We start from the raw sequence: 17,400 nt of genomic DNA on the forward strand, positions 1-17,400 counted from the left end.
TCCTTCTTTCTTTTCTAATCAATCTACCAAACAAAAAACCAAGTACGTACGAGCACTCGGTCCGTTTCTTTCAAGTATAAGATGTACCATTTTGATAAAAACTACATACAGCATTAAACATTCCATGACGAAACAGCTTTTTCTCTTACATTTGAAGAGAAAAACAATCGAAAGGATGATCCGTTCATGCCAATTAATCAACAACATCAATTAGAAGTGCTGAAAGATATTTTAGTCAACCACCAAAGTGATTGCTGCGGGACAGTTTCAGAATGCGAGCAATTAGAGCGCCTCATTCAATCGTTACTCGCAAACGATAATATAAGTAGTGACGCTAAAACAATGCTAAACGATGTATATTCTTATAGTCAATCGGGTAAATCTTCCTCTAATTTGGACAACCATATTTCCAATAATCAAGAACAACTTACTCAGTGGATTGCTGGAATGGACAATTTTTCTTAAGTATCATTCTGAAGCAAGTAGTTGCTGTAAATATTGATGCCAATATTCAGCTTCTGCTTGCTGTTTTTTTGTTGTATGCCATTGAATAGACAAAATCGTTTGTGCTATCACATACCATCTCATACGCCTAAGCAGCGATTCATCCATTTCAATATCATAGTAACCGAGCCACTCACTCCATTCCTGGCGCGGAATGTACCAATATAATAACATACCGAGGTCTAGAGCTGGGTCAGCAATTACAGCTCCATCCCAATCAATTAAAAACAATTCATCTTCATCCGACAATAGCCAGTTGTTATGATTTACATCACAATGGCATACAACGAATTCATTGTATTCAATAGCTTTTAATGAATCCATTAAATATTGAAGGCCTTGCTGAATTGTTTCATCATCCCTTATATCTCCTCTTAAAACGAGTTGCAGTTGTTGTAATAACTCTTGTGCGTGAAGCGGCTGCTTCCCAAGTCTTTGAATCATCTGTACAAGCGCTTTAGAGGAGTGTATTTTCTTCAAAAGTTTCGCAACACGTTCTAGTTTCATATCCTCTGGCTCTAGCTTCTGTCCCGGAAGCCATTTTTGAGCAGAAATTACATCACCATTCGTTACCCTTCTTGTCCAAAGTAATTTTGGAACAATTCCTTCTGCTGACAATACCGCTAAAAAGGGCGATGTATTCCGCTTTAAAAATAACTTCTGTTGTCCGTTTTGCGCAATATATGCATCGCCCGTTACTCCACCAGCCGGTACAAGACTCCACTCTTTTCCTAATAATTGTTCCAACCATTCCATATTCATTACCCGTTAACAAATCCTTATCTTTTATAGTTATGAAAAGAAAAACCGCAACATTTCTACACATGTTGTGGATTCATATATTTTACTGTAAATGAAAAGAAAAATTAGCCTAAGCCAAAAATCCTCTATTTTATTTTACAAAACCTGTCATAGAATGACAACTTATCAAAATCGTCACCTTTGTCAATTCTACATTTATTACATTCTCATCGTCAAGTAGCGATTTGTCACATTATCGTCAATATATACGTGCTAATTGGAGCGAGCTTAAGTTCCTTTCCTCTAAATGAAGAAATTGGCTCTATTTTCGCTTCGTTTTCGTTTACTAACACATGCCACGTTGCTTCATTCGGAAGTTGCACAGTTTTAGCTTCTAAACCGCTATTAAATAAGACGATAATCTCTTTCCATGGCCCAAACGTTTCTGCATGCTCTAGGTGATATGCAAGTACTTCTGTAGATGTTTGTAAAAAAGTCATATGTTTTTTTATAAGATCTGCGCTTTGTAATCGGAATGCCCCATGCTCTTTACGAATCGCAATTAAACCTTTTATATAGTTAACGGTCTCTATCTCTTTCTCTTTTTGATCCCAATCTAATTGATTGATCTCATCATTTGCATTATAACTATTTTCATTTCCTTTCTTCGTACGATAAAACTCTTGCCCTGCGTGTAAGAAAGGGATGCCTTGTGAAAGAATAACCATTGCGCTCGCTAACAGGTGACGTTTTTTCAAAATCGTTTCTGATTCTTCATTACTGCGCACTAGTTTATCCCACATCGTCATATTATCATGACATTCTACATAGTTAATGCTTTGCGCTGGCTCTAGAAACAGCCCTGTTTCTTTCATACTTAAAAGACTTCCTGCTGCAATATACTGCAAATGATTACAGTCTACATGCCCACCAAATGCAAAACCACGCTTATTTATATGAAATGTACTCCCTTTTATCCCATCACGAAATTGATCATTAAACTGCGCGATATGTGGCATTTTCTTCGCATTATTTAACGTTGCTTTTTCCTCACGAGGAAGCGGTGTTTGCAAATCCCATCCTTCTCCTAATAACAAAGCATCTCGTTTTATGTTTCGCACTTCTTTTTCTATCATATTCATCGTATCAACATCTAAAATTCCCATTAAGTCGAATCGGAATCCATCGACATTGTATTCAGTAAGCCAATATAAAATAGACTCTACAATGAATTTCCTCATCATTTTCCGTTCAGACGCTATATCATTTCCGACTCCCGTCCCATTAGAAGGCATACCATCTTCACCATGACGAAAATAGTATCCTGGAACAAGCTTTTCAAATGATGATAGCTCTCTTTCATAAACATGATTATAGACAACATCTATAATCACCCTAATACCTTGTTCATGAAATGTTTCAATTAGTTGTTTGCACTCAACTATCCTGTTATACGGATCAGAGGGGTTTGTAGCATAATATCCTGTTGGTGCATTGTAATATAATGGATTATATCCCCAATTATAGGCGGACGAAGGATTCGCCTCATCTACACCACCGAAACAATATAAAGGTAATAGTTCAACATGTGTAACACCTAAATCTTTTATATGAGACAACCCTGTTAATGTCCCATTCCGTGCTGTTGTTCCCTCTTCCATCAATCCTTTATATGTTCCCTTTTGAATTACTCCACTATTTGGATGTATAGTCGCATCACGAATATGCAGTTCATACAATATGGCATCTGTCATTGATTGTAATGTTGGTAATCCCTCTCGTCTTGTTACATTCGTTTTTTCTAAATTGATAACAACACCATGTTTTCCATTTACCGTCACCGACTTTGCATAAGGATCCACAGCTTCGTTCCATATTAAATTAATACAAACAAGAAATGTATAGCGTGCTCCGTCTAAATCACCTTGTAATGTTTGAATCCAAACTCCGTTTTCTCCCCTGTACATTTCATGATCGGTATATTCTTTATCGCTCTTATAAATTCTTACTTTCGCAAGCCTTGCAGTTGGGGCCCATACTTTAAATGTCGTTTCTTCTTTTTGATAAACAGCACCTAAATCTGTACCTTCGTAATAATACTTTTCATCGAAACTTTTTGTTCGAATAACAGCACCTATTTGTAAATCAGTTTCTTCATTCCGTTCATCTCGTACTGTATAATACTTCCCCACATCTAGCGGCTCTTCTATAAAGCACTCATACTTCGTTGCATCTGGAAGCGCAATCGTATGAGCAATCGGTAAATCTTTCACATTACTTCCTTCTTGCAAACGAAATGTCCGACTTGTTCCATACGCATGTGGGAGCAAAATTGTAATTTTATTCATTTCATCTAAATAGGCATCAAATGGACGTTTTACTTTCAACATAAAAAAATCACCATCATTCTCAAAGTTAAAATAAAGTGAAACTTTAATGAGCGAGAAAATTTCTCCATCCTCACTTATTATTAGCCTTCACCAATTAGGCGAGATAAAATGAGCTGCAAATGATAAGGCTTTTCTTATCAACAAGACTCTATACAGTAACTCCATTCTTCTCTATAGTATATTCACCTGCATAAAAAACGTTTTCAACATTCTATTTTTGTAATTTTATTTCAGCAATCGATTTATACTTCGGGGTTTCTTTCACGTGGGATTCGTATAAAGTAATTGTATCTGCTTGAAATGATATTTCAGGCACTTCTTTTATACTTTCTAAACGAAACTTTTCTTCTCCTATCCATTTACGAGCAACGGTAATATGCGGGTGATATGGGCGTGTTTCTAGAGAAAATCCATTTTCTTCACAAATGGCATGTATTTGCTTTTGCAACTGAAACAAATCGTGATTCTCACTTACCTTCGCCCAAAAAATACGAGGCTGATCTTCCCTACCAAACGTTGAAAAACCTTGTAATGTGAACGATAGTTCTTTTGTTTCTGCAATTGTTTTTAATCCATTCTTTATTCCCTCTAATTGTTCCCCCGTTGCACTCCCTAAAAATGAAAGGGTAATATGATAGTCTTCTTTATGTACCCATGAACGAAATTGTAATTCCTCTTGCATATCCTCTTTATAGTTAGACAGCATTTCTTTTATATGATTCGGTAACGTAATTGCGACAAAATAATGCAGTTCCATGTACATCTTCTCCTTCTTTTCTATTGTTGCTTTTCTTTCTTATCTCATTCAGGTAAAAAGAAGCCGCTCTCCAAAATAGAGAGCGGACATTATTTATATATCCATTACTTCGCTAATTCATGAATTGCTTGCGCGTAAATTGCTGTTGCTTTCAATAAGTCTTCAATTTCGATATACTCATCTTTTTGATGTGCAAGTTCTTCTTTTCCAGGGAATAGCGGGCCAAATGCCACACCAGCTTTTAATGAACGAGCATAAGTACCGCCGCCGATTGCTAATAGTTCTGCTTTTTCACCTGTTTGTTCTTCATACACACGTTGTAACGTACGGATTAATACGTGATCTTTATCGACGTGATGTGGGCGAGAATTAGAATAGTCAGCCACTTCAAAACCATGCGTACCAACATATTCTTTCAACTTCACAATTGTTTCTTCAAAGTTAGTTGTAACTGGGTAACGTACGTTTAGCCCTAAGTTACCACCGTTTTCTTTCGTATAAGAAATGCGACCGACATTCACTGTTAACGGACCGCTAATTTCATCTTTGTAAGCAATAGTAGCTTTTTCACCAAAAATATCACCAGTAAATGTTTCTGTTGCAAATGTCGCAAATGCAGTTGCTTTTCCATCAAGTGAAACTGTAGTTAAGAAGTTTGCTAATAATAAACCTGCATTTTCTCCTTTTTCAGGAGTAGATCCGTGCGCTGAAATTCCTTCTATTTGCAACGTCACTGTATTTCCTTCTATAGTCGATTTCCCTATTTTTTTAGCAGTTTGTAAATACTCTTCATATGCTACTGTAAGTGCATTTACATCTTCTCCTGTGATAACTGCTTCTGCAAAATCAGGAACCATATTTAAACGGCGCCCTGAATCAAATGAAACAAGTTCATATGTACCTTTTTTCTCTTCACTACCATTTTGCACAACTTGTATATCAGAAATTCCTTTTTCTGCATTAATAATTGGAAAGTCTGCATCCGGTGCAAAACCAATTGTTGGCATTTCTTCATTTTTAAAGTAGTGATCTACACATTTCCAATTGCTTTCCTCATCTGTTCCTATAATCATACGAACACGTTTTGAAAGAGGTAAGCCTAATTCTTTCACAATTTTCATTGCATAATATGCTGCCATCGTTGGGCCTTTATCGTCAATTGCACCACGTGCAAAAATCTTTCCATCGCGAATATTCGCACTATATGCGGGAGTCGTCCAGCCATCTCCTTCTGGTACAACGTCAACGTGACAAAGAATACCTACTAATTCTTCTCCTTGTCCCATTTCAAGATGACCTGCATATCCTTCTAAATTTTTAGAAGCAAAACCTTCAGCTTCTCCTTTATGTAACATGAAAGATAGAGCTTTTTCTACACCTTCACCGAATGGTGCGCCCTCTTTCGCAGATTCTTCTTCCCATACACTTTTAATTTGTAAAAATTGTTGTGTATCACGAATTAAATCATCTTTTCGTTTTGCAACTTCTTCTGTCCAATTAATCGCTGACATCACGCATCCATCCTTCACTATATTGTTTCTTTCATCATAACAAACAGAAATCTCTTATGCCATACACGAAAACTAAATACCGAACAATTGTAATATTTCAGATATTTCTTATTAGTTTTTCTTTTGTTTTTCCAAAAAAATTTGCAGGAATTTGGCGTTTTACGTAGAATTTTATGTGTTAGTTGACTGACCATATATACAATGTCAACTACCAATATTTTTCTATATGAATATTTGTTAAATTTCTGTAAAATTTAAGTAGATTAAAGCATGAATTTTATCATGTAGAGTACAATGGTAGTAACGACCTTCTTTCCTGAATGGGGTCAAAAAAACTAGTAGAGGAGTGGTTTTCTCTTGAAACCTACAACTACTCGTATGCTAACACGCATTAAATCAATTTATATGTACATCAATGAAAACGGAACGGTAACGACGAAAGACCTTGTAGATGAGTTCGGGATCACACCGCGAACGATACAACGTGATCTAAATGTGTTGCAGTTTAATGAACTCGTGTATAGCCCTTGCCGCGGTAAGTGGACAACAACAGGAAAGAAAGTGAGAATGACCTCATAACGAAAAATAATTGTATGGTAAATAAATACATACCCCTTTCTAATAATTAGAAAGGGGTCTTTTCTGCGCCTATAAAGGTACTACTTTTCAGTATCTACTTGATATGTTTTTAACATTTCTACTTCTTCATCTGTTAGCTCTCGGTATTGTCCAAGTTCTAGTTCTTCATCTAATACTAACGGACCCATCTCTGTTCTCTTTAGGTAGACTACTTTTTTTCCTACCGCTTCAAACATACGCTTCACTTGATGGAATTTCCCTTCCGTAATCACAAGCTCAATTTCAGAAATATCATCGCTTTTCAATATTGTAAGTGCACCTGGCTTTGTTTCATAGCCATCGTCTAAAATAACACCTTTAGCAAATTCTTTTACATCCTCTTCTGTTACTACTCCTGCAACGTGTGCATAATATTTTTTCGGCACATGCTTTTTCGGAGATAATAATTGATGTGATAACTTCCCATCATTTGTTATCAATAAGAAGCCTTCCGTATCGATATCAAGTCGTCCAACTGGGAACGGATCAAAGATTGCATCTTCTAATTCTAATAAATCTATTACTGTTTCATGATTGTCATCTTCCGTCGCTGAAATAACACCTTGTGGTTTATGCATCATTAAGTAAACAAATTCTTTGTATTCCACAACTTCACCGTGAATCATAACTTCTTGCTCTTCTACATTTACATGAACTTTCGCATCTTTTACTGGCGTTCCATCAATTTTCACAACGCCATCTTTCAATAATTTCTTTACTTCTTTTCTACTTCCATATCCCATATTTGCTAATAATTTATCTAATCTCACGTTTTTCACCTTCTTTATTTATCATAGAAAAGGGGACGTAATTACGCCCCTCTTGATTTCAACTTTATTTTAAATCTACTACCAAGTTTACGTTGAATTTTATCTAATGCTTCTCCACCAAATACTCTTTCAAGTACTCCTGTGCGAATTGCTAACAATCCGTAAACAAGACCGCCAATACCTGCACAAATCGCAACTGTTATAAGAGCACCAATACGGCCATCAGGCGAAATCATGAAGGATAGAATCCATTGTGATAGTTTTACAGCAACGACCATTATAAGTGTCAGTACTGCAATTTGGAATGTTCTTTTATATACAACACCGAATGAATAGTGTGCGTATTTTTTAATTTGTTGATTTGTGTACCAAACAGAAGCTAAGAAACCAACTGCTGTCGCTAGAATTGCTCCTACTGTACCGAAATAACGAATAAAGATTACGTTACATACAAATTTCAAAATAACGCCCATTATAAGCGCAATAATCGCATGCTTCTGCTGGTTAATACCTTGCAGGATTGCTGCTGTTACTGTAAATAAAGCGAATAACAACGCAACTGGTGCATACCACATTAATACTTGTCCACCTAGTGGATCTGAATCGTAAAACGCAGTATAAATTGGATATGCAAGTGAAGAAATACCGACAACTGCTGGCAATGTTAAAAACATATTTGCCTGGAATGTTTGTGTAATTTGTAATTTCAAATAGCGGTATTGTTTTTCAGTAAATGATTTTGTGATTGCTGGTACAAGCGTTAAACTAAACGCTGTTGCAAGTGATACAGGAATCATAATTAACTTATGCGTCCACATTGTGAAAATACCGAGAGCTCGCTCTGCGATATCACCTTGACCAATCGCCTGCATAATTGAGTTAAATGTCAATGTATCAATTTGTTGATATAAAGGAATTGTTAACCCAATTACAACGTAAGGAATCGCATATGCAAATAACTCTTTAAACAATTGAACGGTGCTTACTGTTGATTCTGGTACAGTTTGTTCAATTAAATATTGATCCAAATATTTTTTACGTTTTAGCCAGTACCAAATTAACACACCGAGTGCTCCAACCGCTGAAACGAACGCAGCAAATGTCGCTACTCCAACTGCTGTTGCAACTGTACCGCCAAGTACTTTAATAACGATAAAACTACCTGCTAATAAAAAGACGATACGAATAATTTGTTCAATAATTTGTGAAACGGTAGTTGGTCCCATAGACTGGTGACCTTGGAAATAACCACGAATTAAACTCGCTGCTGGTACAACAATAAGCGCGAAACTTACAAGACGAATGATCGTCGTAACTTCTCCTACATTATTGTGTATACTTTGTTTACCAAGCATCGCTTCTGCAAACAATGGCGCCGTCATGTACAGTACTAGGAACGAAAGAACTCCTGTTACTATCATCATAACCATTCCCGAGCGGAACATTCTCCGGCTCGTTTTATAATCGCCAAGCGCATTATATTTGGAAACAAATTTTGAAACAGCAAGTGGCACACCTGCCGTTGCGATACTTAAAAAGATCGTATATGGAATGTATCCATATGTATAGAGCGTTCCGCCTTCTGTTCCTACTAATGCATGAAACGGAAAGACGTAAATCATGCCTAAGAACTTTACTAAAAATGTCCCTAGCGTAACAATAAGCGTTCCGCGCAGAAATTTCGAATCGGACATACAAAAATCCTCCTACATCTACATAAAGTGAAACTATAATTAGTTGGAGACTTCTCTCCTACTCCTTATTAGTTGAACCATTCGAGCATTTACAGGCTAACAGACTCCCTATTTACTTCTCCTAAATCTTGAGGTTTTAGTCTTATCGCCTACAAATGGCAGGATAGTGCTAAACTCTAACTTTTGTATTGTACCACAATTCTCTCATTAAGCAGTACTTCACTCTATTTTTCTTTTAAGGGAAAACATGCTATTCTTTTAGGCAGGAAATGTAGAAAATGAGGTCGATATATTATGCATTATGATGTTATTGTCATCGGCGGCGGTCCTTCTGGGCTAATGGCTGCAATTGGTGCTGCAGAAGAAGGCGCAAATGTCTTACTTCTTGATAAAGGAAATAAACTTGGGCGTAAACTTGCAATTTCTGGTGGCGGACGCTGTAACGTAACGAACCGTCTACCACTTGATGAAATTGTTAAACATATACCAGGAAACGGTCGCTTCTTATACAGCGCTTTTTCTATTTTTAATAATGAAGATATTATTACATTCTTCGAAAATCTCGGTGTTAAATTGAAAGAAGAAGACCACGGTCGCATGTTCCCTGTGTCAAACAAAGCACAATCTGTTGTAGACGCACTTTTAACACGATTAAAAGACTTAGGTGTAAAAATTCGTACAAATACGCCTGTTGAAACGATTGAATATGAAAATGGTCAAACAAAAGCAGTTATACTGCAAACAGGCGAAGTGTTAGAAACAAATCACGTCGTTATCGCTGTTGGCGGAAAATCAGTTCCTCAAACTGGATCTACTGGAGACGGATATGCTTGGGCTGAAAAAGCGGGTCATACAATCACAGAATTATTCCCAACAGAAGTACCTATCCTTTCAAACGAGCCGTTTATACGTGACCGCTCATTACAAGGTCTTGCTTTACGTGATATAAACTTAAGTGTATTAAACCCGAAAGGAAAAGCTATCATTTCTCACAAAATGGACATGCTCTTCACTCATTTCGGCCTATCTGGACCTGCTGCTCTTCGCTGTAGCCAATTCGTCGTGAAAGCACTGAAAAAGTTTAAAACGAATACAATACAAATGAGTATTGATGCATTGCCAGAGGAAAATAGTGAGCAACTATTTCAGCGCATGCTGAAACAAATGAAAGAAGATCCGAAAAAAGGAATTAAAAACGTTTTAAAAGGTTATGTCCCTGAACGTTACTTCCTATTCTTATTAGAAAAAAATGAAATTGACGGCAGCGAACAAGCTGGACAAGTTTCTCACGAAAAGATTCGTGCACTTGTGAAAGACTTTAAAGAGTTTACTGTGAATGTAAATGGTACGCAGTCAATTGAAAAAGCATTCGTTACTGGCGGCGGTGTATCCGTGAAAGAAATTAATCCGAAAGAAATGTCTTCTAAATTTACGAACGGCTTATATTTCTGCGGAGAAGTTCTTGATATTCATGGTTATACTGGTGGCTATAATATTACATCAGCCCTTGTTACTGGTAGAATTGCCGGAACGACAGCTGGAGAAAACGCGAAAATGCAGTATTAAAAAAAGAAACAGGGATTCCTGTTTCTTTTTTTATAGGCACATGAAATTATATGAGCGATTCCACAAATATATCAGCGATTCCGCAACTTATATCGGCTATTTTCCAAATTTATCAGCGATTCTGCAACTTATATCGACTTACCGACAAGAAACGACAAATATAGGCTCCACTTAACTTCCCATTGCTTTTTTGTTGCTTTATATACCTTAGTACCTTTATATTTTATATTGTTGAATATTTAAAAAAGGGTAAGGGGAAAACAAATGAGAAAAAAAGTCATGATGTCTTTAATGTTAATGACGTTTCTTTCTGCGGTAGAAGGAACGATTGTTAGTACAGCAATCCCTCGTATAACGAGTGATTTGTCAGGCGTCGAACTTGTTAGTTGGGTATATGCAATTTATATGCTTGCAACAGCTGTTTCGACTCCAATATACGGAAAGCTCGCTGATTTATTTGGCCGTAAAAAAGTTTTACTGATCGGAGCTACAATCTTTTTAGTCGGTTCTGCACTTTGCGGAGTCGTTACATCGATGGAACAATTAATCTTCTTCCGCGCGCTTCAAGGTATCGGTGCTGGTGCTGTTATGCCAATCACAATGACGATTATTGGAGACTTATATAGCGAAGCGAAAGACCGCGCGAAAGCACAAGGTTGGATGAGTGCCGTTTGGGGTGTATCCGGTGTTATCGGACCGTTAGTAGGTGGATTTTTAGTTGATTCCCTTTCTTGGCGTTATATTTTCTTCCTAAACGTTCCATTCGGAATTATCGCTTGCTTAATGATTGCAATTTACTACAAAGAATCTATTAAACCTGCTAAGCATCATATCGATTATCTTGGTGCAACAGTCTTCTCATTAAGTACAATCGCTCTACTATATGCATTATTAACAGGTAGCAGTAAGCAAAACTGGGGAGACATGACAATTATCGGCCTATTAATCTTTGCCGCTATTTCATTTATTATTTTCTTATTCATCGAGAAGAAATCTCCGGAACCATTAATTCCGCTAGCACTTTTCTCTAACCGTACATTATCTACGATAAATATATTAACTCTTATTGCTGGCGCAATGATTATTAGTATTACAATGTACCTTCCAATTTGGAGCCAAGGTGTATTAGGGAAAAACGCTACAGAAGCTGGACTTATTTTAATGCCAATTCCTGTTATGTGGACATTTGGCGCTATTTTCTCTGGTAACTTAGTAGGCAAATTAAAAACGAAACAAATCATTTTACTTGGAGCTAGCATTTTATCAGTCGCTACGTTCTTATTATTTACACTATCAACAAATTCACCATCGTTCCTTATTTATGTAGCAGTCGGATTATTCGGCTTAGGAATGGGGCTTGTGACACCGATTTACATGGTAACAATTCAAGCAGCTGTACCAGCTCATACACGCGGAACAGCTGTTGGTTTAAACACATTTATTAATACATTTAGTCAAACGTTAGGTGCTGCAATATTCGGTACAATCTTCAATACGATGATTCACGCACGTGGTATTAAAAACCTTGATCTTGTATCTGGCGGACACGGCGGTACTACAGCAAACGTAGTAACCGAATCGCAATCTGCATTAGCATCAAGCGTACACGTCATTTATATGAGCACTTTCGTATTAGCAGTATTTACATTAATTATCGCTTGGCTCTTATTAAAGCCAGCTACACAAACAAGTGAGCAACAATAAAAGGATGACCATTTTGGTCATCCTTTTTATTCTTCATTCTCCACAATATGTTTCAGCATGGATAATTTATTATCCCAAAAACGTTCATAATACGAGAGCCATTGTTGTAATTCTTCTAATGGTTCTGGATGCAAACGATATATCTTCTCTCTTCCGCTTTTTCTTCCACTTACTAAATTCGCTTCTGAAAGAATATGAAGGTGCTTTACAACCGCAGTACGACTCATCGGAAAATGATCCGTTATTTTGGAAATCGGTAACTCTTTGTCACTTAATAACCGTATTACTTCTCGGCGGGTTGGATCAGCAATTGCTTGAAATACATCATATTTCGCTGCTGACGAGGACACTTAGCCTTCGACAACCTTTTTCAGTTTTTCATTTACAATCGCTACCCAACCACCGCTCATTCTATCGCGAATAATAGAGCTCTTCGCATTTGCTTTCGGAAGAATTTCATCAGGATGTTTCCAGCCGCCGTGAATTAACGTAAATTCTGTTTTGTTATCTCCTAAGTCTTTCAAATCAAATGAAACAACCCAGCCATCTGTATCCCATGAGAAAGATAAATGGTTTGGTTCATCAATTTCTAATACTTTACATGGTGATGGCCCAAATGGTGATTGCACATGAAATTCATGTCCTACCTCTAATACAAAATCATTTGGCATAAACCATGACGCAATCCCTTCTGCAGTTGATACTACACTCCATACCTTTTGAATAGACGCGTTAAAAACGATTGTTTGTTTAATATCATTTAATGTATCTTGTTGTTCCATTTTCATTCTCCTTTACTCGGCGTTACAACATAACACCTTTTGGTTATACTTTGATAATATAACACCTTTTAGTTTCATGTCAACGCTAATTCTTTTACTGTTGAGAAATTCTCAACATTTTTTCAACAGGACAAACACCCTCTTAGCATTTCCTCATAATATACTCACAAAGGCAATACAAAATAAAAACTTCTCTCAACATGAAACTCCATCATTCATATTGAAAGAAGCGCCTTACTTATATCATGCGTACTTCGTCTCTCCTCCTTCCCTCAAGGGACAATACGCGAGATATGACAAATCAGAAGGAATATGCCCACCATTTGAGTAGGTAGTTATTTCTCTTCTCCTCAACATTTCCTTAGGAGCGAAATGACTACCGACTCACTTTTTTCAAACAAAATAAAAAGGGGTTGAACGCTATGTTCTATTGCATTAACTGCTCTGATATTCACCATGAAAAACATCCAAATGATAAAGTATTCAAAAACGGTTTTTATATTGATCCATTTTTAGGTGATCGTTATCACCTTGGTATGTGTAAAGATGCCCAAAACCATGAAACAGGGGAGCCTCTTTTAACGACAAAGAAATTAGGCACAACCCAATCTATTATGAACGTATTACCGACACATGTTGTCCCAACATAAAACATAAAAAAGAGCTGGGTGAGCCAGCTCTTTTTTATGCTTTATAAACGATCATTGCTGAAAAACAATAAATTTGGTTTTCATCGTCGTTAATAGAAACACCAACTTGATACTTAATATCTACAAAGTTGCTATCATCAATCTTTTTCAAAAACACATTCACAGCGTCTTCTAAGTCTTTTTCGTGACTTTCATCAAATACTTTCACACGAATCATGTTAACACCGTCCTAGATCGCAGCCCTCGGCCGCTTGATTATTGCCACGGTGCGTATCTATGATGCGATAAAACTTTCCATTCTCATATATATATCCGTCTTCTAACACATATTCTTTATCTTCAGTATAGACATAAAACTTACCTATCATAAATTTACTCGTATATAATTCCAAATAATTTTGTCTAAATTTAGCTACAACTTTATTTGTAATATCAATTTTTATTGTGCGCCCCACCTTCTCTCCCTCCTTTGCAAAGAACGGATTTAGGTATATTGTATTAGCGCTTTTACATTTTATGCTTAAAAATAAGTGGATATGCCTTCTTTCTTCACCTGTACTATTTTTCTAAAAAAATCACGATAAATAAGGTCCAAAAAAAACATAAAAAAGCACTTTATCTTATTGACTCGAATATAAATATTATGTTATTATATAAAATTTGACATTTTTACATACGTATGCTATCATTAAAAGTGGTTATCACATATGGAGGTGGATGATTTGTTTCAAATTGGTGATAAAATCGTTTATCCAATGCACGGTGCAGGAATCATCGAAGCAATTGAAGAGAAAGAAATATTAGGTACTTCACGTCAATATTGTGTGATACGCATCATTAGTAAAGATATGCAAGTAATGCTTCCGATGGATCAATTAAAAAAATCAGGTATTCGTTATATCGTTGATCGAGGTACGTTAGATGATATACTTCTTGAATTTCAAAACGGGGAGTCAGACCCATCACTCTCATGGAAACAAAGATATACAATGAATATGGAAAAAATGAAAAACGGCAATTTACAAGATAGCGCAGAAGTTGTTCGGGATTTACTTCGCCGCAATAAAGAGCGAACTTTAAATGCGAGTGAAAAACAAATGCTAGATAACGCCCGAAAAATGATGATCAGTGAAGTTGCACTCGTACAAAATGTTTCTGAACATCAAGCAACAGAATTTCTTCAAGATACAATTAATCACTAAATTTAAAATAGCTGGCCGCTATTTTTTTTTGTAAAAAAAGGACGAAGAGTTTTATCTCTTCGTCCTTTTTTATTACCCACGCCCAGCTTGAAACGATGGATATAACGTCATTCCACCATCTGCAAATAGCGTAATGCCCGTTACATAACTCGCCTCTGAAGAAGCGAGCCAAGTTGCTACTGCTGCAATTTCTTCAGGGTTTCCAATATAGCCCATCGGTATCATACTTTCTACGTCAGCACGTTTTTTAGGATCAGCAAACTTTTCTGCATTAATCGGCGTATTAATTGCACCTGGTCCAATATTATTTACTCGAATACCTTTTGGCGCATATTCTAGCGCTAACGTTTCTGTCATCAGTTTAATACCACCCTTACTCGCTGCATAGTGCACAAATAGTGGCCACGGAATTTTCTCATGAACACTAGACATATTAATGACAGAACCTTTAATATCATGTTCTACAAAATATTTAATCGCTTCACGACTTCCTAAAAAAGCACCTGTTAAATTTGTATTAATTACCCTATTCCAATCTTCAAGCGGCATTTCATGCGACGGTACCGCGTTTTCTATCCCTGCATTATTAATCATAACGTCAAGCGTACCAAACTCTTTCACAGCAGATTGAATGAGATTCACAACATCTGATTCGACGGTTACATCACCTTTTACAGCAATCGCTTCGCCGCCTACCTTTTTAATTTCTTCTAACACATCATTCGCTTCTGATTCTCGTGAGCGATAATTAATAACCACTTTCGCTTTTTCCTTAGCAAACCTCACTCCCATCGCTCTTCCAAGACCAGTTGCTGATCCTGTAATAACGACAACTTTCCCTGCTAAATCACTATACATTTCCATACCTCCTTTAACTTTTGGCTATACCTAACATAATTCCGGCTGCGATAATAAAAACGATACCGACAACGATACCCGTTAATTGACGTTTCGTTTTCTTTTCCCCTAATATAAGGATCCCACCAAGCGTGGAAATAATAATTCCCATTTGCGATAGCGAGAAACTTGTTGCGACTCCAACACGCGGCTGCGAAATGAATAAAAACATATTTCCAGCTGCCCAAATTAATCCTGGAATAATATTTCGGATTGCATATTTATTAAATGGATGATGTTTAAAGGTAAGCAAAATCCCACCTAACACCATACCAACTGCTTGTGGCAACAAAGCTGACCAACCATCTACGTTAAATAGTCTAATCACTACTACGTAAACTAAATAGCCGACTGTTGAAATTAATAAAATTACGATACCTCTTTTAAAGTTTGCTGCTTGCTCTGCATTCTTTTCTTCTTCACTTTGAAGCGATGTTAAAATAACACCGATAATAATACAAACGAGCGCTAAAATCCCAAGGACGACCGATATTGTCGTGGACCATTCATGAAATACGATAACGCCAAATAAAGTCGTCGCGACTAATTGAAGTCCTGTTGAAATTGGCATCGTCCTCGAAACACCCATTAAATCAATACTTTTCAATTGATTTGCCTGACCAAGCGCCCAAAATAAACCTGACACAACTCCAACTCCGATAACGGTAGGTGTTAATACTGGCTTCATAAAAATATAAACAACAATTGAGAAAATAAGTGCTCCAAACGTTGTTCCGAGCGTTTGACTATACGGTCCCCCGCCCAGTTTTACGTTAAATAGCACAATACTTCCCCAAAATATAGCTGGTAAAATCGCTAAAAATATATCCATCACTCATTACCTTTCTTTACTAAATGCATAGGTTATCACTCTAAGTCATTAGAGTGAGCTTTTATTTTTTCTTTTTCCCTTTGACAAACTTTTTCTGCAATAGCGTCAGAAACATTCTTTTCTCGCTCCACTTTCTTTATCTTTACGTGATCTAAATGGTCTTCCAAAGTAAGCGTAACTTTATCGTTCGGGGGATTATGCGCTCCTTGAAATGTAAGAAATTGTAGCTTCACTTCATACCTAGGAACAAATTCATCTTTCTTGCCGAGACGCTTTATATTTATAACTGAAGCACATTCATATTGATCTTCTGTCACTTGTCTAATAACTGAATAGTACCTATTTGATAATGCACTCTCTAAAAGCTGTTCTCTTGATTCTTTCGCGAAAGAATCACTTGGAGAAGAGAAAAAAGACGCACATAGCATTGTCATAACTACACATATTTTTTTCATAATTCCCTCCTTGTTCTATAGATTAGTGTTCTCAAAACTGCCATAAAAAAACGACTTTCCCTATATAGGAAAGTCGTTTTAATGAATCCAATATTAACCACCGCTCACTGGTGGGATTAGTGCAACAACATCACCAGATTGGACCCTGTCATCTTCATTTGCATATTCTTCATTAATCGCAACCATAATTGGCTCTGAAACTGGTACATTATATTCGTTCGCAACAACATCTTTTAACTGTGCAACCGTAATATTTTCTTTCTCTATTTGTAATTCACTTGTCCCTGCTTCTTCTTGCAAGTGCGCAAATAACAATACTCGAATCAT

General features: G+C 36.7%; 20 protein-coding genes. 6 read left to right on the forward strand and 14 right to left on the reverse strand.

The features are described from left to right. Positions 1 to 186: 186 nt before the first annotated feature. A complete protein-coding gene (locus C3Y97_RS23765) occupies positions 187 to 465 on the forward strand; it encodes a YtzH-like family protein (RefSeq protein ID WP_001122235.1) in 279 nt (92 codons plus the stop codon). Between the two features lie 3 nt (positions 466 to 468). Here the strand turns inward: C3Y97_RS23765 and C3Y97_RS23770 are convergent, their stop codons facing one another. The 4 genes from C3Y97_RS23770 to pepV all read right to left on the reverse strand — a co-directional run bounded on the left by C3Y97_RS23770 (position 469) and on the right by pepV (position 5,903). Continuing rightward, the gene (locus C3Y97_RS23770) at positions 469 to 1,266 is read right to left on the reverse strand and encodes a phosphotransferase family protein (protein ID WP_001986674.1); all 798 of its coding nucleotides are present in this window, start codon (positions 1,264 to 1,266) and stop codon (positions 469 to 471) included. Between the two features lie 227 nt (positions 1,267 to 1,493). Next, positions 1,494 to 3,635, reverse strand: a complete 2,142-nt coding sequence (pulA, locus tag C3Y97_RS23775) for a type I pullulanase (protein WP_136363674.1) — start codon at positions 3,633 to 3,635, stop codon at positions 1,494 to 1,496. A gap of 211 nt (positions 3,636 to 3,846) precedes the next feature. Further along, positions 3,847 to 4,392 (reverse strand): RNA 2',3'-cyclic phosphodiesterase, encoded by a 546-nt coding sequence (gene thpR, locus C3Y97_RS23780; protein WP_000418986.1) that lies wholly within the window; start codon positions 4,390 to 4,392, stop codon positions 3,847 to 3,849. 104 nt (positions 4,393 to 4,496) lie between these two features. After that, complete coding sequence (pepV, locus tag C3Y97_RS23785) at positions 4,497 to 5,903, reverse strand: dipeptidase PepV (RefSeq protein WP_017656274.1); 1,407 nt, start codon at positions 5,901 to 5,903, stop codon at positions 4,497 to 4,499. A 357-nt stretch (positions 5,904 to 6,260) separates the two neighbouring features. Between pepV and C3Y97_RS23790 the strand changes: the two genes are divergently transcribed. Continuing rightward, positions 6,261 to 6,482, forward strand: coding sequence for a DeoR family transcriptional regulator (locus C3Y97_RS23790; protein WP_000805512.1), 222 nt, complete (start codon positions 6,261 to 6,263; stop codon positions 6,480 to 6,482). 80 nt (positions 6,483 to 6,562) lie between these two features. On the opposite strand, the gene C3Y97_RS23795 is transcribed toward C3Y97_RS23790, so the two are convergent. Both C3Y97_RS23795 and C3Y97_RS23800 read right to left on the reverse strand, forming a co-directional pair. Beyond that, complete coding sequence (locus C3Y97_RS23795) at positions 6,563 to 7,291, reverse strand: pseudouridine synthase (RefSeq protein WP_001234947.1); 729 nt, start codon at positions 7,289 to 7,291, stop codon at positions 6,563 to 6,565. A gap of 41 nt (positions 7,292 to 7,332) precedes the next feature. Further along, on the reverse strand, positions 7,333 to 8,985 hold the full coding sequence (locus tag C3Y97_RS23800) for a putative polysaccharide biosynthesis protein (protein ID WP_001284028.1): 1,653 nt from the start codon (positions 8,983 to 8,985) through the stop codon (positions 7,333 to 7,335). 294 nt (positions 8,986 to 9,279) lie between these two features. Between C3Y97_RS23800 and C3Y97_RS23805 the strand changes: the two genes are divergently transcribed. After that, positions 9,280 to 10,551, forward strand: coding sequence for a BaiN/RdsA family NAD(P)/FAD-dependent oxidoreductase (locus C3Y97_RS23805; protein WP_000558859.1), 1,272 nt, complete (start codon positions 9,280 to 9,282; stop codon positions 10,549 to 10,551). 264 nt (positions 10,552 to 10,815) lie between these two features. Next, positions 10,816 to 12,255, forward strand: coding sequence for an MDR family MFS transporter (locus tag C3Y97_RS23810; RefSeq protein ID WP_001228021.1), 1,440 nt, complete (start codon positions 10,816 to 10,818; stop codon positions 12,253 to 12,255). 26 nt (positions 12,256 to 12,281) lie between these two features. Here the strand turns inward: C3Y97_RS23810 and C3Y97_RS23815 are convergent, their stop codons facing one another. Together C3Y97_RS23815 and C3Y97_RS23820 are read right to left on the reverse strand one after the other, a co-directional pair. Beyond that, positions 12,282 to 12,605, reverse strand: coding sequence for an ArsR/SmtB family transcription factor (locus C3Y97_RS23815; RefSeq protein WP_000098837.1), 324 nt, complete (start codon positions 12,603 to 12,605; stop codon positions 12,282 to 12,284). Continuing rightward, on the reverse strand, positions 12,606 to 13,037 hold the full coding sequence (locus tag C3Y97_RS23820) for an SRPBCC family protein (RefSeq protein WP_000437627.1): 432 nt from the start codon (positions 13,035 to 13,037) through the stop codon (positions 12,606 to 12,608). It abuts the gene before it with no gap. Positions 13,038 to 13,459: 422 nt separating this feature from the next. On the opposite strand from C3Y97_RS23820, the gene C3Y97_RS23825 reads away from it, so the two are divergent. After that, the gene (locus tag C3Y97_RS23825) at positions 13,460 to 13,687 is read left to right on the forward strand and encodes a DUF3973 domain-containing protein (protein WP_000498989.1); all 228 of its coding nucleotides are present in this window, start codon (positions 13,460 to 13,462) and stop codon (positions 13,685 to 13,687) included. A gap of 34 nt (positions 13,688 to 13,721) precedes the next feature. Here the strand turns inward: C3Y97_RS23825 and C3Y97_RS23830 are convergent, their stop codons facing one another. Both C3Y97_RS23830 and C3Y97_RS23835 read right to left on the reverse strand, forming a co-directional pair. Beyond that, positions 13,722 to 13,904, reverse strand: a complete 183-nt coding sequence (locus C3Y97_RS23830; protein WP_000621751.1) for a sporulation protein Cse60 — start codon at positions 13,902 to 13,904, stop codon at positions 13,722 to 13,724. Between the two features lies 1 nt (position 13,905). After that, positions 13,906 to 14,142: a DUF2553 family protein gene (locus tag C3Y97_RS23835; RefSeq protein WP_000533806.1), complete on the reverse strand. Its 237-nt coding sequence runs from the start codon at positions 14,140 to 14,142 to the stop codon at positions 13,906 to 13,908. 252 nt (positions 14,143 to 14,394) lie between these two features. Here C3Y97_RS23835 and C3Y97_RS23840 point away from each other — a divergent pair, with 252 nt between their 5' ends. Next, a complete protein-coding gene (locus C3Y97_RS23840; RefSeq protein WP_000451443.1) occupies positions 14,395 to 14,889 on the forward strand; it encodes a CarD family transcriptional regulator in 495 nt (164 codons plus the stop codon). Positions 14,890 to 14,961: 72 nt separating this feature from the next. Here the strand turns inward: C3Y97_RS23840 and C3Y97_RS23845 are convergent, their stop codons facing one another. From C3Y97_RS23845 to moaD, 4 genes are all read right to left on the reverse strand, one after another. Then, the gene (locus C3Y97_RS23845; protein ID WP_000286674.1) at positions 14,962 to 15,747 is read right to left on the reverse strand and encodes a glucose 1-dehydrogenase; all 786 of its coding nucleotides are present in this window, start codon (positions 15,745 to 15,747) and stop codon (positions 14,962 to 14,964) included. 13 nt (positions 15,748 to 15,760) lie between these two features. Further along, entirely contained in the window at positions 15,761 to 16,618 is an 858-nt protein-coding gene (gene glcU / locus C3Y97_RS23850) for a glucose uptake protein GlcU (protein ID WP_000350861.1), read from the reverse strand. Positions 16,619 to 16,653: 35 nt separating this feature from the next. After that, positions 16,654 to 17,073, reverse strand: a complete 420-nt coding sequence (locus tag C3Y97_RS23855) for a DUF3888 domain-containing protein (protein WP_000717685.1) — start codon at positions 17,071 to 17,073, stop codon at positions 16,654 to 16,656. 93 nt (positions 17,074 to 17,166) lie between these two features. Then, positions 17,167 to 17,400: a molybdopterin converting factor subunit 1 gene (gene moaD, locus C3Y97_RS23860; RefSeq protein ID WP_000621778.1), complete on the reverse strand. Its 234-nt coding sequence runs from the start codon at positions 17,398 to 17,400 to the stop codon at positions 17,167 to 17,169.

The organism is Bacillus sp. DU-106 (assembly GCF_004799705.1).
GTDB lineage: Bacteria > Bacillota > Bacilli > Bacillales > Bacillaceae_G > Bacillus_A > Bacillus_A cereus.